Raw genomic sequence first — 22,686 nt, forward strand, 5'->3', positions numbered from 1 at the left:
ATCGTGGCGACGTTCAAGGCAATCAGGATCGACAAGGCGGACAAGGGTACCACCGCCGCACTGACCCAATTCGACGACGCGGAATTGATGGACGGCGACGTCACCGTCCGCGTCGAATGGTCGACGCTGAACTACAAGGACGGCCTCGCGCTGACCGGCAAGGCGCCGGTGGTGCGCCGTTTTCCGATGATCGCCGGCATCGATTTCGCCGGCACGGTCGAGCAATCCAGTCATCCCGATTGGAAGGCGGGCGACAAGGTCCTCTGCAACGGCTGGGGCATGGGCGAGACCCATCTCGGCGCCTACGCCGAAAAGGCCCGCGTCAAGGGCGACTGGCTGGTCCGGCTGCCTGACGGTATCTCGGCCCGCGATGCGATGGCGGTCGGCACTGCCGGCTATACCGCGATGCTGTCGGTGCTGGCGCTGGAGAAGCATGGCCTGACCCCGAAGAGCGGCCCGATCGTGGTAACAGGGGCGGCCGGCGGCGTCGGCTCGGTCGCGATCGCCGTGCTCTCCAAGCTCGGCTACCACGTCATCGCGTCGACCGGCCGGATGTCGGAGGCCGATTATCTCAAGGGGCTCGGCGCCACCGAGGTGATCGACCGCGCCGAGCTGTCAGGTGCGCCGAAGCCGCTCGCGAAGGAGCGCTGGGCCGGCGGCGTCGACAGCGTCGGATCGACCACGCTCGCCAATCTGCTTTCGATGACAAAGTATGGCGGCGCCATCGCGGCCTGCGGCCTGGCGGCCGGCATGGACCTGCCGTCGTCGGTCGCGCCCTTCATTTTGCGGGGTGTGTGCCTTCTCGGTATCGATTCCGTGATGTGCCCAATCGAGCTCAGGAGGACCGCCTGGCAGCGCCTGGCCCACGATCTGGACAAGGCGAAACTGGCTGATATCACACATGAAATCGCCTTGGACGAGGTCGTGCCCTATGGCGCGAAAATCCTCGCCGGCGAGGTCCGCGGCCGCATCGTGGTAAAAATAGTCTGAGGACGTTCAGACTTTACCAACCAAGCTGCTCCAATGTTGCCACTGTTGGTATGGTAAGCAGCGGGTAAAGAGGCTTGCGGCATGATCCCGGGGGGCCGGGTTTCCTCGCGCAGACGCCGAGAAGCGTCGGTAGCGGGGATCATGCTCAACAAGGAGCGGGTGCCCGCGCTCGTAAGTGGAGTAGCTCATGCTTGCGCGTTTGGTGTTGGGGGCCGTTACGGCCGGGGCAATGGTCGTGCCGGCGTTCGCAGGCAGCATGAACGCCGATGAGGCCCGCAGGTTCGTCGCCGGCAAGGTGTTTGCGTTCACCTGTTTCGATGGCACCCGCGGCGCCGGCCGTATCCTCGACGATCTCGGCGCGGCAGGCTCGATCCAGTTCTCCGGCTCCGGCCCGATCCGCCACGTGCGGCTGCCCGGCAATACGCTGCAAATCCGCGGTCAGAGCGTTTGCGCCTCCCTGAAGGGCATTCCGTTCGAACCGTGCTTCAATCTCGACAAGCAGGACGACCGCTCGTTCCGCGGCTCGGTCTCCGGCATGGGCTTCGCCTATTGCGATTTCCATCACCAGGGCGGCCAGCAGATGCTGATGGCGCGCGCGGCGGCGCGTCCGCGCACGCTGCACCCGCGCACCCGATCCGCCGATGCCACACCGACCGAAGTGTCGCGCGTCGAGACACCACAGGTCGGAAGCGCGAAGCTGGAGCCGGTCAAGGCCGAGCCCGCCAAGGTCGAGAGCGCGCCGGAATTGCGCCGCTCCACCGACTAGGGCCTATCCGTTCCGATCAAGTCGGAACGAGGCTCTAGATTCTTGTTTTGACGCGTTTTCTTCACGCGAACCGGTATCCATCCCGCATCAAGTGCGGGACCGGCTTCACTCGAAAATGCCCTGACGTCTCATCTGCGCGCTAGCGGGAATATGCTCCGAGCCGTAGTCATACGGATGGCGGTCGCCACGCCTTGATAGCTACTCAATAGCTAGCGTTCATTGCCGCGAGGCGGATGGTGGAGACACCGATTTGAGTAGTCATATGGCGCAGTATTTTTTCCGGATCAGTGACGGCGATTACGCCGGTGGATCCGATCACGCGACCGAGTTCGAGAGCCGCGACGTGGCCTGGGCCGAGATGACCAAGGTCTGCGGCAATTTCCTCGGCAGCATTTCGCGCAACATGAAGCAGAACAGCGAATGGCACATGGAACTGCTCGACGAGGGCAGAAAGCCGGTGTTCCGGATTCGCCTGGTTGCGGAATCCGTCGATCGATAGCCAATGTTCGCTGCTGCAACCTAAAGCGCGATGCGATTGGGTTGAATCGTCATGGCGCTTTAGCTCGTTGTTCGAGCATGATCTTTTCGGAAAACCGCTTCGCACTTTTCCGGATCATGGTCTAGCTCTCCGCCTGTGGCGCAGGCAGAGCCGCCCGCCTGCGGAACAGGATCCGCTGATACAGCCAGCCAATCGCGACCAGCACGATGCCGAGGCACATGAACGACAGCGCCCGGTAGACTCCGGTGAGCGTCGACATGTCGACCAGGAAGGCTTTCAGGATCGTCAGCCCGATCACTGCGGCGGATGCCAGCCGCGCCCGCTGCGAATTGACGACGATGCCGATGCCGAGCAGCGCAACGCCGAATGCCAGCCAGGCGATCGAATAGCTGTATTGCTCCGCGCCCGTGGTCTCGCCGCGCGTCAGCACCGGTCCGTGATAGAGCCTGCGGATTTCGAACGTGACGTAAGCGAGCGCAAGCACCAGCGCGCCCGCTGCGATCGTGTTGGCGTATGCAGCCGGACGATGGCCCGCCACCGCGTAGGACAGCAGCAGCGCCAGCACGGCCGGCAGCGCATAGCCGAGCAGCAGCAGGTTGATGAAACTGCCGCCGACGTCCTGCCACCACAGCATCGGGTTCTCCAGCCCCAGCAGCCCGAACAGACCGGCAAGCCCGGCGAAGACGGTGAGCAGCACCGCGGCGACATTGTGCACGATGCTGCCGCTGCGCAGCCGCAGCCGCTCCAGCCCGATCGCCATCGCGAGCGCCACGCCGACCTGCAACGCGACCTCGGTCAGTCCCGCGCTGGTGTAATAGATGTCGCCGCCATTGACCGCGTGGCGGATCTCCATGAAGGCGAGCAGCACCGTGAACAGGATCGCCGCCGACTCGACCATCCGCAGCGGCACGTCGTCGCCGTTGCGGCGCAGGAAATGACTGCCGGCCCAGAACGACAGCGCCGGAACGCCATAGCCCCACAGCAGCCAGTTGAAGATCGGCGTGGTGCCGACGGCATCGCCGGCGATCCGCGGCTCGTAGCCGATGCGCAGCACGACGATGGCGGCGAGGATCGCGGCAAGCCAGCGCAGGAACCGGATCGGCCGCTGCACCGACAGCCACGCCGTGCCCATCGACACCAGCGCCAGCGCGATGGTGAGCCAGCCCTTGTCGAGTGCGAAGGTCAGCGCAAGCGCCAGCGAGGCGAGGGCGCCGGTCGCCGAGAGCGCGATCGACGAAGACAACTCCGGCCGTTCGCCGCGCCGGGTCAATGCTTCGGTCGCAGCGGCGTAGGCTGCGGCCAGCAGCACGGCCAGGACCGCGAACGGGATCGAACGATCGAGATGTGCGATCCGCGCATAGAGCGCGACCAAGAGCGCGATCGGCGTGAACACCGCCGCGGCGGCCCAGGTCACCGTGACCTTCGTGTTGGCAAAACGCAGTTGCGCGAGGAAGCCGGCGATGCCGAAGGCAGCCGCGAACAGCGCTGCCGTGACGAGATGCAGCGAGGCCGAGCCGTCGGTCGCGGACGGGCCGATGCCCGGCATCGCGCCACCGGGCAGCACCAGCATGTCGACATTGCGGCGCACCGCCCATTCGCCGAACACGATGAAGACGAACGCCGACGCGGCGGCGATCACGCCAGTCGCGGCGGGGGCGCGCCAGGCCACGACAAGGCTTCCGGCCGTCAGCAGGCCGAAGCCGATCATCGCGGTGTCCGCGTGCGCGCTGTTGAGCACGATCAGCATCGCGCCGAACAGATAGGCGGCGAGCGAGGCGGAGGAAATCGGCTCGATCTCCTCGCCATCGCCGTCGGGGCCGAACATGAAGCCGCAGACCACTAGCAGAGCCGCCAGCACGAAGCCCGCGATCACGTGGAAGACGTGGGGTGCGATCATCTCCTCGCCGCATTGCAGGCAGGGGAAGGTCCATAGCAGCGCGAAGGCGATGGTCGTGACCGCGAGCCAGCGCCACAGCCGGATACGCGCGAGGCCGAACGCCGCCGCCGTGACGATCGCGAGATAGACATAGAGCGACCAGAAGTCGGGCTTGTCTGATGAGACCAGGAGCGGCGTGACGAACGCGCCGACGATGCCGAGTCCTGCGAGCGCCGGCCCGTGCAGCAGCGCGGCCGCAAGCGTGCCGAGCGCGACCATGCCGAGCAGGATGAAGGCGGTTGCCGGCGCGAGGAAGTCGTACAGCGCGTAGGCGGCGTAGACGGTGGCAAAGGCCACGGCGGTACCGGCCGCGGTGAGGATCGCCGGAATGTTGGCGATCGGCAGCGCCGCGATGTTGGAGATGCTCTCCTTGCGCCGTGTCCATTCGCCGGCGCCGAGCAGCGCCAGCGCAAACAACCCGCCGAGCATCGTGCGCACGCCGGGGCCGAGCAGGCCGGCCTCGATCGAATAGCGCACCATGAAGAAGCCGCCGAGCGCGAGCGTCAGGCCGCCGATCCACACCACCCAGCGCGTGCCCAGCGTCTCCTCGAAACCGGGCGCCGGCTGCGGCGGGGCCGGCGGTTCGGGCAGCGGCGGCGGGGCGGCGCTTGCAGCGTCCGTGGCTGCCTCCGCATGCGCCTCCGGCTCGCTCGCGATCGCCTCGGGAAGTGGCGGCGGCGCGATCGGAGGCGCCGTCGAAAGCGTCTGCTCGAACGCCTCGAGCGGCGCCAGCGGCGGCGGTACGACTGTCCGCGCGGCGGCTGTGCCGGCCGCCTCGATCGCATCCAGCCGGCGCTGCAGCACCGCGATCTGGCCCAGCGCCTTGCGCGAGAAAATGATCGCAACGACGGCGATGACGAGGGTCAGGAAATCGAACGGCGAATCGAACATTGGGCCTCCGGTAGGACGCGCCGAACCATCGGCCAGCCGGCCGCCCGTCGCAACCTAGTAGTGCAGTTGAGAGGACTGGAAGTTCAAGCGATCGGGCCGCGCAGGCCGTGCTATTCCAGATCGATGTGGAACGGCCGGCCTTCGACGCTCATGCTGCCGGGACCCATCGCATCGAGCGCGCGCAGCATCCGGCCGTCACGCCCCAGCGCCTTGTCGGCGAGGCTGACGATCAGGCGGTTGGGCGCCGCGATCGGCGAGGCCTCGCGGATCAGCCGGGCGATGGACATTTCGTCCCGGTGCGGATTGAGCGCGCAGACCGTAGCGAATGCGCTCGCGGTCGAGCGGCTGATGCCGGCGTAGCAATGCACCACCATCGGTGCGCGGCGATCCCAGCCGCGCACGAAGCTCAGCACGCGCTCGATATGGGTCTCGTTCGGCGCAACGAAGCCGTCCATCTGTTCGACGATGTCGTCCATCGATACCTTCAGATGGTTGGCCGGAAGCACCGAGGGCGGCCGCTGCACCTGATCGACATTGGCCATCACGGTCAGCACATGGCTTGCGCCGGTGGCACGAACCGTGTCGGAGAGCGCAGCGAGCGAGCAGACGTGAAGCATGGTGGTCCTTGGGCGTTAGGTGAGCCCGATTATAACGGCTGCTCCCCGATGGGCAAAGGCGCCATGTCCATCGGCATTTTGCGGCGCAACCGCGGCACGGCTCGCGATGCCGCGCCTACGAGGCGTGCAATGCGTTGAAGCGCTCGAGGAACTGCTTTTCGGCCCGCGCTGCGGTCCACGGTGTCAGATAGTCGCGCTCGGTCGCTTCGGGCAATTCCGGATCGCGGCCGAACAGCCGTTTGGCTTCGGCTTGCGAAAATCCCGCCAGATGCGTCGCCTCGAGATAGGCGGCGCCGCGATCGGCGGCCTTGATCTGTTGGGTGATCTCGTCCGCCAGCACCGCAGGCAGGCCGAAGCGGATATGGATCGCCGACAGCAGCCGCTTCTCCACGGCCTTGTATTCGCCCGCGAGCACCGCCTTGAACGGCGAGATCATGTCGCCGATGACATATTCCGGTGCGTCATGCAGCAGCGCCGCGAGCCGATGGCTGATGTCGACGCGCGGAATCTGCTGGCGCATCACTGCTTCGACCAGCAGCGTGTGCTGGGCCACCGAGAAGATGTGCGCACCCGAGGTCTGGCCGTTCCAGCGCGCAACCCGCGCCAGCCCATGCGCGATGTCGACGATCTCGATATCGAGCGGCGACGGGTCGAGCAGGTCCAGCCGGCGTCCCGACAACATCCGCTGCCAGGCGCGGGTTGTCTCCGTCGATTTGCGCGCCGTCATTTCTTCTTGAGCCGCGGCGTGCGCAGCTTGCCGCTGCAGGTCTCGTGGCAGAAGCAGGTGACGAGGTGATCGTTGACCATGCCGGTCGCCTGCATGAAGGCGTACACGATGGTCGGGCCGACGAATTTGAAGCCGCGCGCGCCGAGCTCCTTGGAGACCTTGATCGAGACCGGCGTCGAAGCCGGTACGCTCGCCGTGGTCTTGAACTGGTTGACTTTCGGCTTGCCGTCGACGAAGTCCCACAGGAATTTGGAGAAGCCGGGGCCCTTGTCCATGATCTCCAGATAGCCCTTGGCACTCGCCACTGCGCCTTCGATCTTGGCGCGGTTGCGGACGATGCCGGCGTCGTTCATCAGCGCGTGCACCTTCTTGTCGGTGTAGCGCGCGATCTTCTCGGGCTGGAAATCGTCGAACGCTTTACGGAAATTGTCGCGCTTGCGCAGGATCGTGATCCAGGACAGGCCGGCCTGAAAGCCGTCGAGGATCAGCTTTTCGTAGAGTGCGCGGTCGTCATATTCCGGCACGCCCCATTCATTGTCGTGATAGGCGACGTAGAACGCGTCCTCGCCCGGCCACGGGCAACGCGTCTTGCCGTCGGGATGCAGTTGCGCGGTACGGCTCATGCGACGGTCTGCTTGGGTGGGATGCGGACGACGTCCGGCTCGGCGAGATGCAGCGACAGCCCGCCCGCAGTCAGCGGAAGGCCGGCGTCGAGCGCGTCGGCGACGCGATCGATGCGCACCAGCGCCAGGCCTTTCTCGCCGGCGGTCGAGCCGATGGTGCCGACCTGCTTGTCGCCGGCGAGGATCGTTGCGCCGGACTCCGGCGAGGGGCCATCGAGGATGATCTTCACCGTGCGGGTGCGTGCTGTGCCGCGGTGCTGCATGCGCGACACCACTTCCTGGCCGACATAGCAGCCCTTGTCGAAATCGACGCCGTGCAGGTGATCCATATTGGTCTCGTGCGGGAAGGCGTCGCCATACATGAAGTCGAGCCCGCCGCGCGGCACGCCGGTGGCGATCCGGTGCGCCTCATAGGCGCTGGAGTCGACGAGATCGGCGCCGATCAGATCGGCGAGCTTCTGCTTGAGGTCTTCCGGGATCAGGATGCGCCAGCCTAGCGCTGCGTTGCGCGGATCGGCGAATGCGAGATCGGGGGTCGCCGCCGGCTCGCCATCCCAGGCCGCCAGCACGCCGAGGCTGTCGGAGAGGTTTTCCACCACGACCTTGGCGCGCAGCTTGTAGAAGCCGAGCTTGTCGGCGAGCCCCTTGGCGAGCGCACGCGGCGCGTCGATCAGGAAGCCGCCGCCGTGCCCTGTGGGTATCTCGGTGATCAGGAAGTCGACGATGATCTTGCCCTGCGGCGTCAGCAGCGCACCGAACCGGGCCTGCCCCGGGGCCAGCTGCTCGACGTCGGTCGTGATGAGCCCGTTGAGGAAGTTGCGGGCGTCCTCGCCAGAGACCTTGATCACGCCCCGATCTGGAAGAAACGCTGCTTTCATTCGCAAAATTGGCTCTTTTTCCAAGTTCCTTGGGAAACGCGGTCGTCGCGGATATCCCCTGCCAAGCTAAGGCGCTAGAGTGCGCCGAACAAGGCCCGCGCGACTGTGGAAAGCGGGCGCCGAGGACCGATGAATCAGCGTTTTGACACCATTCTAAAATCCGGCACCGTGGTCAATCAGGACGGCGAGGGCGTGCGCGATATCGGTATCGCGGGCGGCCGCATCGCCGCGATCGGCTCGCTCAGCCAGGCCTCGGCCGGCGAGGTGATCGACTGCAAGGGCTTGCACATCCTGCCCGGCGTCATGGACACCCAGGTGCATTTCCGCGAGCCCGGTTTGACGCAGAAGGAAGATCTCGAGACCGGCTCGCGCAGCGCCGTGATGGGCGGGGTCACCGCCGTGTTCGAGATGCCGAACACCAACCCGCTGACGGTGACTGAAGAAGCGTTCACCGACAAGATCAAGCGCGGCCATCATCGCATGCATTGCGACTTCGCGTTCTTCATCGGCGGCACCCGCGAGAACGTGCAGGACCTGCCCGAGCTCGAACGCGCGCCGGGCTGCGCTGGCGTCAAGGTGTTCATCGGCTCCTCCACCGGCGCGCTGCTGGTCGAGGACGACGAAAGCCTGCGGCGGATATTCAAGGTGATCCGGCGCCGCGCCGCGTTTCACGCCGAGGACGAATACCGCCTCAACGAGCGCAAGCCGCTGCGCATCGAGGGCGATCCGCGCTCGCACCCGGTGTGGCGCGACGAGACCGCGGCGCTGATGGCGACCGAGCGGCTGGTCAATCTCGCGCGCGAGACCGGCAAGCGCATCCATGTGCTGCACATCTCGACCAAGGAAGAGATCCTCTATCTGCGCGACCACAAGGATGTCGCCTCCTGCGAGGCGACGCCGCATCACCTGACGATGGCGGCACCCGAATGCTATGAGCGGCTCGGCACGCTGGCGCAGATGAACCCGCCGGTGCGCGCGGCAGATCACCGCGCCGGCATCTGGTACGGCGTCGAGCAGGGCATCATCGACGTGCTCGGCTCGGACCACGCGCCGCACACGCTGGAGGAGAAGCAGAAGACCTATCCGGCTTCGCCTTCGGGCATGACCGGCGTGCAGACGCTGGTGCCGCTGATGCTGGATCACGTCAATGCCGGGCGGCTGTCGCTACAGCGGTTCGTCGACCTCACCAGTGCCGGTCCGGCGCGGCTGTTCAACATCGCCTGCAAGGGCCGCATCGCGGCGGGGTACGATGCCGACTTCACCGTCGTCGATCTCAAGCGCAGCGAGACCATCACCAACAAATGGATCGCTTCGCGCGCCGGCTGGACACCCTATGACGGCGTGCGCGTGCAGGGCTGGCCGGTCGGCACCTTCGTGCGCGGCAAGCAGGTGATGTGGCAGGGCGAAGTCACGACGCCGTCGCTAGGTGAACCGGTCCGGTTCCTCGAGACGTTGAAACCCTAACGCTGTCGTCGATTACTGCCTGGCAAGCGCCAGCGAGAACTCGCCGTTGCGCACGCGCGCGGCGAGGCCCTCGGCGAACTTCGCCACCGCGTCCTCGCCATAGGTGTTGACGAGCTCGGCGAGCGCCGCGAACAGGCTCGCCTGCGCCAGGCAGTCGCCGTCGACGCCCTCGTGACGCGCTTCCGCCCACGCCTCGTTCAGATAACTCAGCGCGGCCTGCTTCTGCTCGTGGTCGGGACGCGGGTCTTCGTGGTGAAGGGGGAAAGACGCTGGATGGCGCATGAAACTCTGCAAAATGAATGCGCGCGGTCCGAGGAGCGAACCACTGCGACCGGCGAGATGTATCACGCATGCGGGTACCGCCTAGCCCACATCTTTCGAAAAGGTTAACGGCCGCCACCGCATTTAAAGGGGAATTTCGGACATCCCCGCCGCGATCAGCCAAATGAGCTGTGGATATGGTCCAGCACCGCGCGCGGCGAGGCGCAGAGATGGCTGGCGCCGGCCTCGGTCAGTTCTTGCGGCGTGCCGTAGCCATAGGTGACGCCGACCGCACGGATGCCGTTGCGATTCGCGCCGATCACATCGTGGCTGCGGTCGCCGATCATCAAGGCCCGCGCAGGATCGGCCCCGGTTTGCTCCAGCGCATACGCGAGCAGGTCGACCTTGTTGACCCGGGTTCCGTCGAGTTCCGAGCCGAACACGTGGTCGAAATAACCGCTGAGGCCAAAATGCGCCACGATCCGGCTCGCGAACACATGCGGCTTCGAGGTCGCCACGAAGATCCGGCCGGGCCGCCCGCGCAGCTCGGCCAGCACCTCGGCGATATCGGGATACACGCTGTTCTCGAACAGCCCGACATCGCCGAATCGCTCGCGGTAGAGCTCGACGGCGCGGTCGGCGAGCTCCTCGCCGCCGAGCAGCATGGCAAAGCTCGCCCGCAGCGGCGGCCCGATGCACCAGGTCAATTCGTCCTGCGAGGGAACCGGCCGGCCGAGCTTTGCCAGTGCGTACTGGATCGAGCCGGTGATGCCGGGCTTCGGGTCGGTCAGGGTGCCGTCGAGGTCGAAGAAGATCGCGCGTTCAGTTGGCATAGCGGGCCGTCAGGTCGCGCGAGATTTTCGAGCCTTCCTCGATGTAGCGGCGGATCGCGACGGAAGCTGCCGGCGTGCAGGTCCGGTAGGTCTGCTGGAAGCCGTTGTAGCCGCGATTGAAGCCCGCCACCATGCGCGCCCGGCGGTCGCCCGAGGGGGTTTCGGCATCGATCAGCGCCTGCATCTCGTTGCGCCATTTGGCGCCCTCGTTGGAGCCGCAGATGCCGCGCAGATAGTGCAGGGCGCCGAGGATCTCGGCCAGCCGCTGCAAATCGCCATCGAACGGCGCGGCCGCATCCTGCGCCCGGGCGGGCGTCGCAAGGCATGCCGACATCAGGATCACAACGGCGAGAAGGGCTCTGATCATCAGGAGTTCCAGAATCGCCGTGGTATGCCCCCTCAATGCGCCCGAGGCAAGGCGGCAGAGCTCTCCGAAGCCCGCAAAACAGGTCTCAAACCAGCCGCTGGGCGGCCGCAATGACCTCGTGCAGGCCGCCGGTGACCTTGAGGTCGCCGATCGCCTCCGGCACCAGCCATCTGAAATCGTCGTGCTCGTCGTTCAGCACGGGCTCGCGCGAGGCCCAGCGCGCCGCGAAGGTCATGATCATATAGTGCCCGGTGCCGGGGCCGGTCGGCAGCACCTCGCGCCAGCCGGCGAGACCCAGGATATCGACCCTCAGGCCGGTCTCCTCGTCGATCTCCCGGTGCAGGGCGGTGTGCAGTGTCTCGCCGAACTCGACCCGGCCGCCGGGCAGCGAATAGAAGCCCTTGCCGGGCGAGCGGGCGCGGCGGACCAGCAGCACACGGCCGTCGCGGAAAATCACGCCTGATACGGCAAGCTGTGGGCGGATCGGGGGTTCGGCAGAGCTCAAAGGGCAGCACCAGTTTCGCGGACAACCATGCCCGATATCTCAGGCGCCCGCCATGATGCTGTCGACATCGGCCTCTGCGGCGCCGTTGATGACACCGGCGGTCTGCATCACCAGCGGCTTGACCCAGACGATGGCCTGCTCGGCGAGCGCGACCCGGCTCTTGTCCTGCTGCAATTGCCGCATCGCCGCGCCGACCTCGGTCAGGATCCTGGTCATGCTGTCGGTCAGCTGGTCGAATTCGGCCCGGATCCCGGCATCCGCGGTCTCGTAGGACTCGATCGCCAGGTCACGCGCCTTGAAGTTGGACGCGGTGAAATGCTCGGCATAGGACAGCGGCTGCCATTCCAGGAAATCGTCGGCGCATTCCGGCAGGTCCGGCACCATCTCCAGCAACATGATGGCTTCGTTGAAGTGATTGAGGTAGTCGGTCGCAAGCCCGGTGCGGGGATTGATGTTGGCGGCGCGCAACAAAGCCGCCCGCGCCTCGTCGGGGTACGTCGGTCGCGGGGAAGAGCCCGCTATGGCGGCCGTTGAGGTCATTGGTCGCAGTCTTTAACGGTCCAAGTTAAGGCTGAATAAACAGATACCACTCTGGACGGGATATGTGCGGACGCTTTGTCATTACCTCGCCGCCGGCGGCTTTGCGCGAAATGTTCGGCTATATCGAGCAGCCGAATTTTCCGCCGCGGTACAATGTTGCGCCGACCCAGCCGATCCCGGTGGTGCTGCTGCAAAACGGCGGCCGGCATTTCCAATTGATGCGCTGGGGCCTGATCCCGTCCTGGGTCAAGGACCCCCGCACATTCTCGCTCTTGATCAACGCGCGCTCCGAGACGGTGCGGGAGAAGCCCGCCTTCAAGAACGCGATCAAGCGGCGCCGTGCGCTGATCCCGGCCGACGGCTATTACGAATGGCAGGATGCCGGCGGCCGCAAGCGGCCGTTCTTCATCCACCGCCGCGATGGCCATCCGGTCGCCTTCGCGGCGCTGGCCGAGACCTGGATGGGGCCGAACGGCGAGGAGCAGGACACGGTGGCGATCGTCACTGCGCCGGCGAGCCCCGATCTCGCCGAGCTGCATCACCGCGTGCCCGTCACGATCCGGCCCGAGCAATTCGCACGCTGGCTCGACTGCCTGCCCAACGATGTCGATGACGTGATGCCGCTGCTGAAGGGGCCAGATGTCGGCGAGTTCGCCTGGCACCGGGTGACGATGCGCGTCAACGCCGTCGCCAACGACGACGCGCAATTGCTGCTGCCGATGACCGCGGAGGAGATCGCCGCGGAAGACGCGCCGGCGGCGAAGAAGGTGGCAGTGCGCAAGACGGCGCCGCGGGAAGATGACGGGCAGGGGTCGTTGTTCTAGCGGCCGATGCTGTGTGGAAAGTGCACGCATACAGGCGCGGGCATCTCCACGTCGTCGTCCTGGCGAAAGCCGGGACCCATAACCACCGCATTTGATCGCAAGCGGGATCGCGGCCCCAGCGTCGCGCAACAACCGACATTTGGGGTAATGGGTCCTGGCTTTCGCCAGGACGACGGCGGTGGATGGGCGGCTATGTCTTCACCGACGCCACGCCCTCGATCTCGATCAGCATCTTCGGATTGGGCAGCGCCACCACGACGCAAGTGGTGCGTGCGGGATAGGGCGCGGGGCCGAACGCGCCGGCATAGAGCGCGTTCATCGTGGCGACGTCACTGGCGCGGGTCAGCAGCACGTTGACTTTGACGAGATCGCGCATCGTCGCGCCCGCCTCGGTCAGCACCCGCTTGAAATTGGTGACGACGTTGGCGAATTGCGCCTCGAAGCCGTCAGGCAGCTCGCGGTTGGCGTCGAAGCCGGGGATGCCCGAGATGAACAGGAGATCGCCGACGCGGGCGCCGAACGAAAGCGGCGGCGCCTGGATGCCGGGCGGAGGAGGAAAGTGCTTGATCGTTGTCATGAGGTCACCCGTCTGCACGAGATGGAAGAGAGGAAGGTTCGGCGGCGCGCGGCGCCATCGTGCGCGAGCGCCACAAAGTCTTGCCGAACAGATTCTGGCCGATCATGCCGGCCAGCATCGCTGCGACGAACGCCACGATCGGCAGCGAGAGGCCGGCGAGATTGACCAGCGCGGGGCCGGGGCAGATGCCGGCGAGGCCCCAGCCGATGCCGAACAGGATTGCGCCGCCAACCAGCGGCGCATCGATGTCGTTGCGGTCAGGCCAGACAAAGCGTGGCGAGAACGCCGGCGCAGCGCGCCGCCGCGCGAGCGCAAAGCCTGACGCCGCGACCGCGACCGCGCCCGCCATCACGAAGGCGAGCGTCGCATCCCAGGCGCCGAACAGGTCGAGGAAGCCGAGCACCTTCTGCGGATCGGTCATGCCGGAGATCAAAAGGCCCGCGCCGAAGATCAGGCCGCAAAGGAAGCTTGCGAGAACCTGCATCGCTAGCCTCCGATTCCGTGTCTGACGATTGCGACGGTTGCGATCGCCGCCGTCATGAAGATGAACGTCGCGATGATCGAGCGGCCGGACAGCCGCGCGAAGCCGCAGACGCCGTGGCCCGAGGTGCAGCCATTGCCCATGCGGGTGCCGAACCCGACCAGCACGCCCGCGATCGCGATCACGACGAGGCTGCCGTTCATCGCCGGCCGCGGCAGCGGCGCGCCGAACAAGGCCGCAATCAGGGGCGCTGCGATCAGTCCTGCGATGAACGCGACGCGCCAGCCGCGGTCGGCGGTATCGGGTTGGAGCAGGCCGCCGACGATGCCGGTAACCCCTGCGATTCGCCCGGTCAGCAGCATCAGCAGCGCCGCGGCGAGGCCGATCAGCGCGCCGCCGGCGAGGCCGGAAAATGGGGTGAAATCGTGCATCGGTGCGGGGCCTCTGTTGCGCAAACTCCTCAGCGATCCGGCAAAGCGGTCGGCGTGCATGCGCCAGCGTCGCGCGGCTGCGCGGGCGATGATAGACTTCGCCTGATCAGGAACAAGCGCAATCCCGCATGTTTCGCAGGCGTTTCAAGGGTGCCTGCCCGTCGGCTGGATTGCCGCGATTCGCATCTCGCCTCACTTCGTCCGGAGAACCCCCATGAGACTGTCATCCGCCGCCCGCGCCGTGCTGTTCGCGCTGGCGCTGCTCACCGGATCGTCCGCTGCGCTGGCCGACGAGGGCGCCGTGACGCTCGTCATCTTCAAGGGCGGCTGGATCTTCGGCGGCTCCGCCGGCAAGGGCGTGTTGACCTTCAAGGGGCAGACCTACGGGCTCACCGCCGGCGGGCTGGACTACGGCCTCGTGTTCGGCGGCTCCCAGACCACGTTGCAGGGCCGGGTGCGCAATATCCGCCGCGCCCAGGACATCGCCGGCGTCTACGCCGCGGCCGGCATGGGCGTTGCGCTCGGCGCCGGCGTGCGCGGCATCCTGCTGACCAACCAGAACGGCGCGGTGCTCGAGCTGAGCGGCAAGCAGATCGGCCTGATGGCCAATGTCGACCTCAGCGGGCTCGCGATCACGTTGAAGGAGTAGGTGAGGTTCGATTCTTGGCCTTGTCATTCCGGGGCTCGCGGAGCGAGAGCCCGGAATCCATTTATCCACTAACTGTGCGGCCCAATGGATTCCGGGCTCGCGCCGAGTAGCGCGCCCTCAGGTGCGCAATTGCGCACCGGGGAATGACGAAAAATTCGTCTACGTGATCCACTCGGCGAGCTCGCGCCACGGCTGCAAACTCCAATGCCCGGACGCCGCTCCTGATGGTGACGGCAGCACGAACACGTCAGGGAAGCCGCTCGTTGATGGCTGCCGCCCGAGCGCAAGCGCGCTGGTCGGCCTGTCGTAAAACAGGCTCGCCGCCTTCTTGCTGGTGAACGCGATGGTCCTCGGGCGATAGGTCTCGATCTTCGCTCTGAAGCCCACAACATCGAACGACTGTCGCGCGATCTCGTGATCCATTCCGGCGCCGGTCTTGGAGAGATCGGTGAAGCCGATGCCGAGCGATAGCAGCGCCGCGAACTCATCCGGCCGATAGTGCCGCGGCGTGATGCCGGCCTCGTGCAGCGCGCGCCAGAACCGGTTGCCGGGATGCGCGTAGTAGTGCCCGACCTCGGCTGAGCGCGTGCTGGCCGCGGTGCCGACGAACACCAGACGGAGATCGGCGCGGAGCTGGTCGGGGAGGCGGTGGGAATTGTTGTCAGGCATCTGATGGGAGACCGAGCAGAGCATACGCGCGTTAACGTGTGATGAGATCAGGTCGAATAGCGACAGCGCTGCGCTCCCTCTCTCGCTTGCGGGGAGGTCGGATCGCAGCCGCGCCGAGCCGTTCGCCGCAGATGCGCGGGGCCAAAATATCGAAAACAACCCCATGCAAAGGAGCCGGCGGCTGCCGCCGTCCGATACGACACCTTGACACGTCGGGCAAATCAGGGATAGATTTCCAATATTCCGAAATCGCGTGAGCATTCCCTCGCCCGCCGGGCCCGCGCATTTGGCGTCCCAATACGCGCTAGCGCACCGGCTCCCTGGTCTCGTCTTCGGTCGTCACCGCCTGCGCCGGCCCCGTCGCACGCACCATCAAAAACCGTCCCGAAAACGCCGTGCCGTGGATGCTCCAGCGGCCGTCGATCTCGGTCGCGTCGGCATTGACCGCGCCTTCATAGTGCACGGTGCCGTAGCCGTAACCGGCCGGCTCGTAGCGCTTGACGAATGTGACCGCGCTGCCGGAGCGGTGACCGGACAGCGAAGCATCGTGAGTGCTGATCGGGCAGCCCGGTGCGACGCAAGGCTCGGTCACGCTGCCGCCGAGCGCGCCGCCGGCATCGATCAGCGTCGCCAGGAACGTGACCATGCCGCCAGGCTGAACGTAGCTGCCGTCCCAGACGCCGGTGAGATTGTCGTCCATGTCGCTCGTCCGGATTTCCGCGCATTGCAATGCAGTGATCGATGTGGCGCTCGCAGCGTCTCAACGCAAGTCGCGCGCGCCGCGCCCGGTTGCCTGATCCGGCAAAAGGGTCTGTAATCCAGCCCAACAGATCAAGAAGAATTTTGGAGCGGAGCATGACGGGAGAGGCGAAAACCCATTACGAGGTGATCGTGGTCGGCGCCGGCGTCGCCGGCATCTACCAGATCAAGCGGCTCGCCGATCTCGGCATCGATGCCACCGTGCTGGAAGCCGCGCCCGATCTCGGCGGCACCTGGTACTGGAACCGCTATCCCGGCTGTCGTTTCGACTCGGAGAGCTACACCTACGGCTTCTCGTTCTCGCGCGAGCTGCTCGACGAGTGGCACTGGAAGGAGCGCTTCTCCGGCCAGCCCGAGAATCTGCGCTACCTCAACTACGTCGCCGACAAGTTCGACCTGCGCCGGCACATGCAGTTCAATTGCAAGGTCGAGGCCATGCAGTTCGACGAGACGCGCGATCTCTGGCAACTCAGGCTCGGTGACGGCCGCGAACTGACCTGCCGCTTCGTGGTGCTCGCGATCGGGCTATTGTCGGCGCCGACCATGCCGCGCGTGCCCGGGATCGAGGACTTCAAGGGTCGCTCGTTCCATACCTATTACTGGCCGCACGAGCCGGTCGATCTAACGGCTAAGAAGGTCGCCGTGATCGGCACCGGCGCCACCGGCATCCAGTTGATCGGCGAAATCGCCGACAAGGTAGGCCAACTCACCGTGTTCCAGCGCCGGCCGAACTGGAGCGCGCCGCTCAACAACAGCGAGATATCGGACGCTGAAATGGCCGACATCCGCGCGCGCTATGACGAGATTTTTGCCGCCTGCGCACTGACACCGGGCAGCTTTGTGCACGGCCCCGACAAGCGCGGCTTCTACGAGGTCAGCCGCGAGGAGCGGCTCAAGACCTGGGACAAGCTCTATGACGAGCCCGGCTTCGGCATCTGGCTGGCGAACTTCCGCGAGATCTTCATGGATGAAGCCGCCAACGCCGAGCTGTCGGAATATATCGCAGGCCGCATCCGGCAGCGCGTGAACGATCCCAAGGTCGCCGAAAAACTGATCCCGCGGGATCACGGATTTGGGGTGCAGCGCCTGCCGCTGGAGACGCGGTATTTCGAGGCCTACAACCGCGACAACGTCCATCTCGTCGATCTCAGCGAGACGCCGCTGGTGCGGATCACCGAGACCGGCCTGCGCACCACGGCGCGCGACTACGAGTTCGATATCATCGTCTACGCCACCGGCTTCGACGCCATCACCGGCGCCTACGATCTGATCGACATCAGGGGCATCGGCGGCGAACGCCTCGCCGACAAATGGAAGCAGGCGCCGTCGACCTTCCTCGGCATGCTCGTGCACGGCTTCCCGAACCTGCTGATGCCGACCGGCCCGCAAAGCGCCTCCGCGTCGACCAACTTCCCGCGCGGCATCGAGAACGGCGTCAACTGGTGCACCAACCTGCTGCAATACATGTGGGACCGCGGCCTGACCCGCGCCGACGCCACGCTGGAAGCCGAGCAGCGTTGGACCGCGCATGTCGTCAAGATGTACGAGATCATGCTGATGCGCAAAGCCAAGTCCTGGTTCACGGGCTACAACTCCAACGTCGCCGGCCACGAAGAGGGGACTGTGCGCTACTTCGTGTACAACGGAGGGACACCGAAGTTTCTGGGGATCATCAACGGCGTGGCGGCGGGAGGGTATCAGGAGATCGCATTTGGCGGTGGCTCGCAGCGCAACGTGCAAGGGGCGGCGGTTGGTACGTCGGCTTAGCTTCGAGAGAGGCAATGTGCGGTTAAATACCCAGACGTCACTTCGCATAGCCGGGCTACATTCTTGCGAGTGACTCCACTCGCCCGGTCGGCAGCGCCGGGAGGAGCCGACCGAACATAGCGCACAACGGACACAGAAAATCGTCGATCGCGATCGTTCGGTTGAATAAATGGCGCAACGTGAAGTCAGTCCTCTCTTTCAAGATCGGTCATGCCTGACCGGTTGACGTTAGTACCAAGGCCGACCTTTCCGCGGTCGTTCGCCTCAAGCATCTTGCGAGCAATCAGCTCCATCACTATTCCCCGCACCACATCAATAGGAGCATTCATTTTCTGAGATACTTTTATTGAAAGATCGGAGACAGCATATCGAAAAGGTTCATCCCCTATGATATTGAAGACGTCGTTGGATATTCGCGTCGCGAACGCCATGTGAGTTTGCAGCTGGTTAGTCATTTCGGAGATCATGGTAGCCGCGTTCGATTTCTGCAACGCCGCCATAGCGCTGTTGTGGTTATTCATGAGCTCAGCCTGGGCTTCTTTGTAGCTCTCGACGCCGCTGTCAAATGATTTGAGGCTGTACTTGTCCTCTTTCCTTTGCTCGAGGATATCTTGTTCCACCATTTCCAAGAGTACGAGCCGCAACGCCTGCGGCGAGAGCTCCTCTGCCTTAAGGTTGTACTTGCCGTAACCAACGGCCTCGTTTCTATATCGTTGTGCAATCTCGTCGAATGACAAGACGCGAACTGTTCCCTGAAATATTTGCTGAATCACAGCTCGTTGCCATTTCTGGATCGCTAAATTGCGCCGCTCGCGAGCTTGATCGATGAGTGAGATAATAAATGCGGCCGTTGCTGCGACGGCTGAAATTGATACGGTTACGTAGTAGATGTCTGATAGTGCCATGCGCTAGGCCCCCTTCATGACTACCTAAGATAGCGCCGAAAGGGGCTTAATCAAATGGAGAATGTGCGGCTTCAGTGATACCTAGCTTAGATTACCGAAGCCGCCTGACCGTCGCATGCCTCACAACACCCGATTGCTCTCCTTCACCTTCTCCGCGTCGAGATACAGGTTCTCGCCCATCTCCTTGAACTTGGCGCTCATCGTCGCCATGCCGTCCTCGATGGTGCCTGACATCGATGCGCCGACGCCCGAGGGGTCGTTGAGCGTCGCGGCGTAGTCGCGGACGTCCTGGGTGATCTTCATCGAGCAGAACTTCGGGCCGCACATCGAGCAGAAATGCGCGACCTTGTGGGCTTCCTTCGGCAGGGTCTCGTCGTGGAAGTTCTTCGCGGTCTCGGGATCGAGGCCGAGGTTGAACTGGTCCTGCCAGCGGAAGTCGAAGCGGGCGCGGCTCAGCGCGTCGTCGCGGAGCTGCGCAGCCGGGTGGCCCTTGGCCAAGTCAGCCGCGTGGGCTGCGATCTTGTAGGTGATGACGCCGACCTTGACGTCGTTGCGATCGGGCAGGCCGAGATGCTCCTTCGGCGTGACGTAGCAGAGCATCGCGCAGCCGAACCAGCCGATCATCGCAGCACCAATGCCCGAGGTGATATGGTCATAGCCCGGCGCGATGTCGGTCGTCAGCGGGCCCAACGTATAGAACGGCGCCTCGCCGCATTCCTTGAGCTGCTTGTCCATGTTGATCTTGATCTTGTGCATCGGCACGTGGCCGGGACCCTCGATCATGACCTGGCAGCCCTTGTCCCACGCGATTTTCGTCAGCTCGCCGAGCGTCTCGAGCTCCGCGAATTGCGCGCGGTCGTTGGCGTCGGCGATCGAGCCCGGCCGCAGGCCGTCGCCGAGCGAGAACGAGACGTCATACTTGCGCATGAGGTCGCAGATCTCGTCGAAATGGGTGTAGAGGAAGCTCTCCTTGTGATGCGCGAGGCACCACTTCGCCATGATCGAGCCGCCGCGCGAGACGATGCCGGTGACGCGGTTCGCCGTGAGGTGGATGTAGGGCAGCCGCACGCCGGCGTGGATCGTGAAATAGTCGACGCCCTGTTCGCACTGCTCGATCAGGGTGTCCTTGTAGAGCTCCCAGGTCAGCTTGACGGGATCGCCGTCGCACTTCTCCAGCGCCTGGTAGATCGGCACGGTGCCGATCGGCACCGGCGAGTTGCGCAGGATCCATTCGCGGGTGGTGTGGATGTTGCGCCCGGTCGAGAGGTCCATCACGGTGTCGGCGCCCCAACGGATCGCCCACACCATCTTGTCGACTTCTTCCTCCACTGATGACGTCACCGCCGAGTTGCCGATATTGGCGTTGATCTTGGTCAGGAAGTTGCGGCCGATGATCATCGGCTCGAGCTCGGCATGGTTGATGTTGGAGGGGATGATGGCGCGGCCGCGCGCGATCTCGTCGCGGACGAATTCCGGGGTGATGAAGGCCGGCACCGAGGCGCCGAAGCTCTCGCCATCGGCGAGCGCGGCTTCGGCACGCTCGAGTTGCTGCTTGCGGCCGAGATTCTCGCGCTCGGCGACGTAGATCATCTCCTTGGTGATGATGCCGGCGCGGGCGAATTCGAGCTGGGTGATCTTGTGGCCGTCGAGGCCGCGCAGCGGCTTGTGGTGCGCGGTGAACGCCTTGGCGGCGTGGGATGCGCCGACATTGCCGTTGTCCTCCGGCTTGATGGTGCGGCCCTCATATTCCTCGACGCCGCCGCGCTCTTTCACCCAGGCGAGGCGATTGCGCGGCAGGCCGGAGTTGACGTCGATCGTGACGGCCGGATCGGTGTAGGGACCCGAGGTGTCATAGACCGGCAGGTTCGGCTCGCCGGCGCCTTCCGACAGGATGATCTCGCGCAGCGGCACGCGAACGTCGGGCGCGCTTGCGGGCGTCGCGAAGATCTTGCGCGAGGCGGGCAGCGAGCCGGTGGTGACGGCGGGGAGCGTGGTGTCGGGGTTGGAGCGGATGTTCATGAGGGATCCTCCTTACTTCAATTCGTTGGCATTGCTGCGCGAGAAACAATTACCGCTGTCATCCCCGCGAAAGCGGGGATCCAGTATTCCAGAGGCCGCGGGGCGATACGGAGACGCCGCGGCGTACTGGATCGCCCGGTCCATGTGCGCAATTGCGCACAGGCCGGGCGATGACAGCAGAGTGTGTGGGACGAGAGTTTGCATCACGCGGCCTCCGCAGGGATGCCGAGCCATTGCCGCACCCGCGCGTCGGGGTCGGCGTTCTGGGTGACGTCACTGACGACGGCGATCGAATCGGCGCCGGCGGCGAAGATCTCGGCTGATTGCTCGAACTTGATGCCGCCGATCGCGACAAGCGGGATATTGCCGATCCGCTTCTTCCACTCGGTGATCTTCGGAATGCCCTGCGGCTCGAACCGCATCGACTTCAGCGTGGTGAAGAAGATCGGGCCGAGCGCGACGTAGTCCGGCTTGGCGGCGAGCGCGGTGGCGAGTTCGGCATCGTCATGGGTGGAGATACCGAGCGTGAGCTTGGCTTTGCGGATCTCGGCGAGGTCGGCGTCGGCGAGGTCTTCCTGGCCGAGATGCAGATGCTCGGCACCGGCGACAACAGCCGCGCGCCAGTAGTCGTTGACCACGAGCTTTGTGGGCGTGCCCTTCGTCACGGCCAGCGCGTCGGTGACGATCTGCAACGCCGCGGAATCGTCGAGGTCCTTGGCGCGCAGCTGGATGGTGCCGACGCCGAGCTTGGTCAGTCGCTCGACCCAGTTGATGCTGTCGACGACGGGATAGAACGGATCAGGATACGGCATGCCAGAACGGGGTCCCAACGACAGGGGTGGAGGGGGAGGCGAAGTCGCGGGCTTCCATCAGCCCGGCTTCATAGGCGGTGCGGCCGGCCTCGACGCCGAGGCGGAAGGCATTGGCCATCGCAACCGGGTCGGCGGCCTTTGCGACGGCGGTGTTGAGCAGCACGGCGTCATAGCCGAGCTCGAGCGCCTGTGCCGCATGCGACGGCGCGCCCAAGCCGGCATCGACCACCAGCGTGATGTCGGGCAGGCGGTCGCGCAGAAGTTTCAACGCGTCGCGGTTGGTGATGCCTTTGGCGCTGCCGATTGGAGCTGCCCACGGCATCACCACCTTGCAGCCGGCTTCGACCAGGCGCGAGGCGACCGAGAAATCCTCGGTGCAATAGGGGAACACTTCAAAGCCGTCCTTGATCAGGACAGTGGCGGCCTCGACCAGGCCGACGACGTCGGGCTGCAGCGTGTCGTTGTCGGCGATCACCTCGAGCTTGATCCAGGGCGTGCCGAACAATTCGCGCGCGAGCTTGGCAGTGGTGACCGCCTCGCGCACGCTGCGGCAGCCCGCGGTGTTCGGCAGCACGGTGACGCCGAGCTCGCGGATCAAGGACCAGAACGCATCGCCGGTCTTGCCGCCAGCGGCTTCACGGCGGAGCGATACGGTGACGATGCTGGCGCCGGAGGCGCGGATCGCGTTCTGCATGATCGCAGGCGAGGCGTAGAGCGCCGTGCCGATCAGCAGGCGGGACGGGAAGGATTTGCCGTAGAAGGTGACCATGGTCCGTGGTGTCTCCTCAAACCGTGCCGTCGTCCCGGCGAAGGCCGGGACCCATACGCCGCGGCCCTTCAACGAGGCACGCGGGGCGTCGTTCTTTCCGCCAATAACCGGTCGTGGTTATGGGTCC

The 22,686-nt window shown here is 65.2% G+C and carries 26 protein-coding genes; 7 read left to right on the forward strand and 19 right to left on the reverse strand.

The genetic code is table 11. The features are described from left to right. Window positions 1–3: 3 nt before the first annotated feature. The 3 genes from acuI (at window position 4) to ACTUWL_RS24805 (ending at window position 2,255) form a co-directional block, all read left to right on the forward strand. Window positions 4–990, forward strand: coding sequence for an acrylyl-CoA reductase (NADPH) (gene acuI / locus ACTUWL_RS24795; protein WP_021080005.1), 987 nt, complete (start codon window positions 4–6; stop codon window positions 988–990). A gap of 187 nt (window positions 991–1,177) precedes the next feature. Continuing rightward, window positions 1,178–1,756: a hypothetical protein gene (locus tag ACTUWL_RS24800; RefSeq protein ID WP_021080004.1), complete on the forward strand. Its 579-nt coding sequence runs from the start codon at window positions 1,178–1,180 to the stop codon at window positions 1,754–1,756. A gap of 262 nt (window positions 1,757–2,018) precedes the next feature. Then, window positions 2,019–2,255 (forward strand): DUF6894 family protein, encoded by a 237-nt coding sequence (locus ACTUWL_RS24805; RefSeq protein ID WP_021080003.1) that lies wholly within the window; start codon window positions 2,019–2,021, stop codon window positions 2,253–2,255. Window positions 2,256–2,376: 121 nt separating this feature from the next. On the opposite strand, the gene ACTUWL_RS24810 is transcribed toward ACTUWL_RS24805, so the two are convergent. From ACTUWL_RS24810 to ygfZ, 5 genes are all read right to left on the reverse strand, one after another. Then, the gene (locus ACTUWL_RS24810) at window positions 2,377–5,082 is read right to left on the reverse strand and encodes a DUF2339 domain-containing protein (RefSeq protein WP_021080002.1); all 2,706 of its coding nucleotides are present in this window, start codon (window positions 5,080–5,082) and stop codon (window positions 2,377–2,379) included. A gap of 110 nt (window positions 5,083–5,192) precedes the next feature. Further along, the gene (locus ACTUWL_RS24815) at window positions 5,193–5,699 is read right to left on the reverse strand and encodes a tyrosine phosphatase family protein (protein WP_021080001.1); all 507 of its coding nucleotides are present in this window, start codon (window positions 5,697–5,699) and stop codon (window positions 5,193–5,195) included. Between the two features lie 115 nt (window positions 5,700–5,814). Beyond that, window positions 5,815–6,426, reverse strand: a complete 612-nt coding sequence (locus tag ACTUWL_RS24820) for a YfbR-like 5'-deoxynucleotidase (protein WP_021080000.1) — start codon at window positions 6,424–6,426, stop codon at window positions 5,815–5,817. Continuing rightward, window positions 6,423–7,049, reverse strand: coding sequence for a DNA-3-methyladenine glycosylase I (locus ACTUWL_RS24825; RefSeq protein WP_021079999.1), 627 nt, complete (start codon window positions 7,047–7,049; stop codon window positions 6,423–6,425). The genes ACTUWL_RS24820 and ACTUWL_RS24825 overlap by 4 nt, the downstream gene beginning before the upstream one ends. Continuing rightward, on the reverse strand, window positions 7,046–7,927 hold the full coding sequence (gene ygfZ, locus ACTUWL_RS24830; RefSeq protein ID WP_021079998.1) for a CAF17-like 4Fe-4S cluster assembly/insertion protein YgfZ: 882 nt from the start codon (window positions 7,925–7,927) through the stop codon (window positions 7,046–7,048). The genes ACTUWL_RS24825 and ygfZ overlap by 4 nt, the downstream gene beginning before the upstream one ends. A gap of 129 nt (window positions 7,928–8,056) precedes the next feature. Between ygfZ and ACTUWL_RS24835 the strand changes: the two genes are divergently transcribed. After that, window positions 8,057–9,391: a dihydroorotase gene (locus ACTUWL_RS24835; protein ID WP_021079997.1), complete on the forward strand. Its 1,335-nt coding sequence runs from the start codon at window positions 8,057–8,059 to the stop codon at window positions 9,389–9,391. Between the two features lie 12 nt (window positions 9,392–9,403). Here the strand turns inward: ACTUWL_RS24835 and ACTUWL_RS24840 are convergent, their stop codons facing one another. The 5 genes from ACTUWL_RS24840 to ACTUWL_RS24860 form a co-directional block, all read right to left on the reverse strand. Next, window positions 9,404–9,673 carry a hypothetical protein gene (locus tag ACTUWL_RS24840; RefSeq protein ID WP_021079996.1) on the reverse strand — a complete coding sequence of 90 codons (270 nt, stop codon included), beginning with the start codon at window positions 9,671–9,673 and terminating at the stop codon, window positions 9,404–9,406. A 155-nt stretch (window positions 9,674–9,828) separates the two neighbouring features. Next, window positions 9,829–10,485, reverse strand: coding sequence for an HAD family hydrolase (locus ACTUWL_RS24845; RefSeq protein WP_021079995.1), 657 nt, complete (start codon window positions 10,483–10,485; stop codon window positions 9,829–9,831). After that, a complete protein-coding gene (locus ACTUWL_RS24850) occupies window positions 10,475–10,852 on the reverse strand; it encodes a TIGR02301 family protein (RefSeq protein ID WP_021079994.1) in 378 nt (125 codons plus the stop codon). Before ACTUWL_RS24850 ends, ACTUWL_RS24845 begins: the two co-directional genes overlap by 11 nt. A gap of 85 nt (window positions 10,853–10,937) precedes the next feature. Then, window positions 10,938–11,357 (reverse strand): NUDIX hydrolase, encoded by a 420-nt coding sequence (locus tag ACTUWL_RS24855; protein ID WP_035652009.1) that lies wholly within the window; start codon window positions 11,355–11,357, stop codon window positions 10,938–10,940. Window positions 11,358–11,396: 39 nt separating this feature from the next. Continuing rightward, window positions 11,397–11,897 (reverse strand): hypothetical protein, encoded by a 501-nt coding sequence (locus ACTUWL_RS24860; protein ID WP_021079992.1) that lies wholly within the window; start codon window positions 11,895–11,897, stop codon window positions 11,397–11,399. Between the two features lie 62 nt (window positions 11,898–11,959). On the opposite strand from ACTUWL_RS24860, the gene ACTUWL_RS24865 reads away from it, so the two are divergent. After that, window positions 11,960–12,721 (forward strand): SOS response-associated peptidase, encoded by a 762-nt coding sequence (locus ACTUWL_RS24865; protein WP_021079991.1) that lies wholly within the window; start codon window positions 11,960–11,962, stop codon window positions 12,719–12,721. A gap of 190 nt (window positions 12,722–12,911) precedes the next feature. Here the strand turns inward: ACTUWL_RS24865 and ACTUWL_RS24870 are convergent, their stop codons facing one another. Genes ACTUWL_RS24870 through ACTUWL_RS24880 form a run of 3 tightly spaced genes read right to left on the reverse strand, consistent with a single transcriptional unit; the run spans window position 12,912 to window position 14,210 of the window. After that, window positions 12,912–13,298, reverse strand: a complete 387-nt coding sequence (locus ACTUWL_RS24870) for a RidA family protein (RefSeq protein WP_021079990.1) — start codon at window positions 13,296–13,298, stop codon at window positions 12,912–12,914. A gap of 4 nt (window positions 13,299–13,302) precedes the next feature. Next, window positions 13,303–13,782, reverse strand: a complete 480-nt coding sequence (locus ACTUWL_RS24875; protein WP_021079989.1) for a DUF6691 family protein — start codon at window positions 13,780–13,782, stop codon at window positions 13,303–13,305. Window positions 13,783–13,784: 2 nt separating this feature from the next. Further along, window positions 13,785–14,210: a YeeE/YedE family protein gene (locus ACTUWL_RS24880; RefSeq protein WP_021079988.1), complete on the reverse strand. Its 426-nt coding sequence runs from the start codon at window positions 14,208–14,210 to the stop codon at window positions 13,785–13,787. A gap of 214 nt (window positions 14,211–14,424) precedes the next feature. On the opposite strand from ACTUWL_RS24880, the gene ACTUWL_RS24885 reads away from it, so the two are divergent. Next, window positions 14,425–14,859 carry a hypothetical protein gene (locus tag ACTUWL_RS24885; RefSeq protein ID WP_021079987.1) on the forward strand — a complete coding sequence of 145 codons (435 nt, stop codon included), beginning with the start codon at window positions 14,425–14,427 and terminating at the stop codon, window positions 14,857–14,859. 159 nt (window positions 14,860–15,018) lie between these two features. Here the strand turns inward: ACTUWL_RS24885 and ACTUWL_RS24890 are convergent, their stop codons facing one another. Together ACTUWL_RS24890 and ACTUWL_RS24895 are read right to left on the reverse strand one after the other, a co-directional pair. Further along, window positions 15,019–15,528, reverse strand: coding sequence for a mismatch-specific DNA-glycosylase (locus tag ACTUWL_RS24890; protein WP_035652030.1), 510 nt, complete (start codon window positions 15,526–15,528; stop codon window positions 15,019–15,021). Window positions 15,529–15,832: 304 nt separating this feature from the next. Further along, a complete protein-coding gene (locus ACTUWL_RS24895; RefSeq protein WP_021079985.1) occupies window positions 15,833–16,228 on the reverse strand; it encodes a hypothetical protein in 396 nt (131 codons plus the stop codon). 155 nt (window positions 16,229–16,383) lie between these two features. Here ACTUWL_RS24895 and ACTUWL_RS24900 point away from each other — a divergent pair, with 155 nt between their 5' ends. Continuing rightward, entirely contained in the window at window positions 16,384–18,054 is a 1,671-nt protein-coding gene (locus ACTUWL_RS24900; protein ID WP_021079984.1) for a flavin-containing monooxygenase, read from the forward strand. A gap of 185 nt (window positions 18,055–18,239) precedes the next feature. On the opposite strand, the gene ACTUWL_RS24905 is transcribed toward ACTUWL_RS24900, so the two are convergent. The 4 genes from ACTUWL_RS24905 to ACTUWL_RS24920 form a co-directional block, all read right to left on the reverse strand. Further along, the gene (locus ACTUWL_RS24905) at window positions 18,240–18,959 is read right to left on the reverse strand and encodes a hypothetical protein (protein ID WP_021079983.1); all 720 of its coding nucleotides are present in this window, start codon (window positions 18,957–18,959) and stop codon (window positions 18,240–18,242) included. A 120-nt stretch (window positions 18,960–19,079) separates the two neighbouring features. Beyond that, window positions 19,080–20,978, reverse strand: a complete 1,899-nt coding sequence (gene thiC, locus ACTUWL_RS24910; protein ID WP_021079982.1) for a phosphomethylpyrimidine synthase ThiC — start codon at window positions 20,976–20,978, stop codon at window positions 19,080–19,082. 203 nt (window positions 20,979–21,181) lie between these two features. Next, window positions 21,182–21,790 carry a thiamine phosphate synthase gene (locus ACTUWL_RS24915; RefSeq protein ID WP_021079980.1) on the reverse strand — a complete coding sequence of 203 codons (609 nt, stop codon included), beginning with the start codon at window positions 21,788–21,790 and terminating at the stop codon, window positions 21,182–21,184. Continuing rightward, window positions 21,777–22,559, reverse strand: a complete 783-nt coding sequence (locus ACTUWL_RS24920; RefSeq protein ID WP_021079979.1) for a thiazole synthase — start codon at window positions 22,557–22,559, stop codon at window positions 21,777–21,779. Before ACTUWL_RS24920 ends, ACTUWL_RS24915 begins: the two co-directional genes overlap by 14 nt. Window positions 22,560–22,686: the final 127 nt, after the last annotated feature.

The sequence above is a fragment of the Bradyrhizobium sp. WCU1 genome, assembly GCF_053474805.1.

Coding starts and splice junctions, on each gene's coding strand:
- ACTUWL_RS24800 (WP_021080004.1), top strand. CDS start 1,178: ATGCTTGCGCGTTTGGTGTTGGGGGCCGTTACGGCCGGGGCAATGGTC.
- ACTUWL_RS24805 (WP_021080003.1), top strand. CDS start 2,019: ATGGCGCAGTATTTTTTCCGGATCAGTGACGGCGATTACGCCGGTGGA.
- ACTUWL_RS24810 (WP_021080002.1), bottom strand. CDS start 5,082: ATGTTCGATTCGCCGTTCGATTTCCTGACCCTCGTCATCGCCGTCGTT.
- ACTUWL_RS24815 (WP_021080001.1), bottom strand. CDS start 5,699: ATGCTTCACGTCTGCTCGCTCGCTGCGCTCTCCGACACGGTTCGTGCC.
- ACTUWL_RS24820 (WP_021080000.1), bottom strand. CDS start 6,426: ATGACGGCGCGCAAATCGACGGAGACAACCCGCGCCTGGCAGCGGATG.
- ACTUWL_RS24825 (WP_021079999.1), bottom strand. CDS start 7,049: ATGAGCCGTACCGCGCAACTGCATCCCGACGGCAAGACGCGTTGCCCG.
- ygfZ (WP_021079998.1), bottom strand. CDS start 7,927: ATGAAAGCAGCGTTTCTTCCAGATCGGGGCGTGATCAAGGTCTCTGGC.
- ACTUWL_RS24835 (WP_021079997.1), top strand. CDS start 8,057: ATGAATCAGCGTTTTGACACCATTCTAAAATCCGGCACCGTGGTCAAT.
- ACTUWL_RS24840 (WP_021079996.1), bottom strand. CDS start 9,673: ATGCGCCATCCAGCGTCTTTCCCCCTTCACCACGAAGACCCGCGTCCC.
- ACTUWL_RS24845 (WP_021079995.1), bottom strand. CDS start 10,485: ATGCCAACTGAACGCGCGATCTTCTTCGACCTCGACGGCACCCTGACC.
- ACTUWL_RS24850 (WP_021079994.1), bottom strand. CDS start 10,852: ATGATCAGAGCCCTTCTCGCCGTTGTGATCCTGATGTCGGCATGCCTT.
- ACTUWL_RS24860 (WP_021079992.1), bottom strand. CDS start 11,897: ATGACCTCAACGGCCGCCATAGCGGGCTCTTCCCCGCGACCGACGTAC.
- ACTUWL_RS24865 (WP_021079991.1), top strand. CDS start 11,960: ATGTGCGGACGCTTTGTCATTACCTCGCCGCCGGCGGCTTTGCGCGAA.
- ACTUWL_RS24870 (WP_021079990.1), bottom strand. CDS start 13,298: ATGACAACGATCAAGCACTTTCCTCCTCCGCCCGGCATCCAGGCGCCG.
- ACTUWL_RS24875 (WP_021079989.1), bottom strand. CDS start 13,782: ATGCAGGTTCTCGCAAGCTTCCTTTGCGGCCTGATCTTCGGCGCGGGC.
- ACTUWL_RS24880 (WP_021079988.1), bottom strand. CDS start 14,210: ATGCACGATTTCACCCCATTTTCCGGCCTCGCCGGCGGCGCGCTGATC.
- ACTUWL_RS24885 (WP_021079987.1), top strand. CDS start 14,425: ATGAGACTGTCATCCGCCGCCCGCGCCGTGCTGTTCGCGCTGGCGCTG.
- ACTUWL_RS24890 (WP_035652030.1), bottom strand. CDS start 15,528: ATGCCTGACAACAATTCCCACCGCCTCCCCGACCAGCTCCGCGCCGAT.
- ACTUWL_RS24895 (WP_021079985.1), bottom strand. CDS start 16,228: ATGGACGACAATCTCACCGGCGTCTGGGACGGCAGCTACGTTCAGCCT.
- ACTUWL_RS24900 (WP_021079984.1), top strand. CDS start 16,384: ATGACGGGAGAGGCGAAAACCCATTACGAGGTGATCGTGGTCGGCGCC.
- ACTUWL_RS24905 (WP_021079983.1), bottom strand. CDS start 18,959: ATGGCACTATCAGACATCTACTACGTAACCGTATCAATTTCAGCCGTC.
- thiC (WP_021079982.1), bottom strand. CDS start 20,978: ATGAACATCCGCTCCAACCCCGACACCACGCTCCCCGCCGTCACCACC.
- ACTUWL_RS24915 (WP_021079980.1), bottom strand. CDS start 21,790: ATGCCGTATCCTGATCCGTTCTATCCCGTCGTCGACAGCATCAACTGG.
- ACTUWL_RS24920 (WP_021079979.1), bottom strand. CDS start 22,559: ATGGTCACCTTCTACGGCAAATCCTTCCCGTCCCGCCTGCTGATCGGC.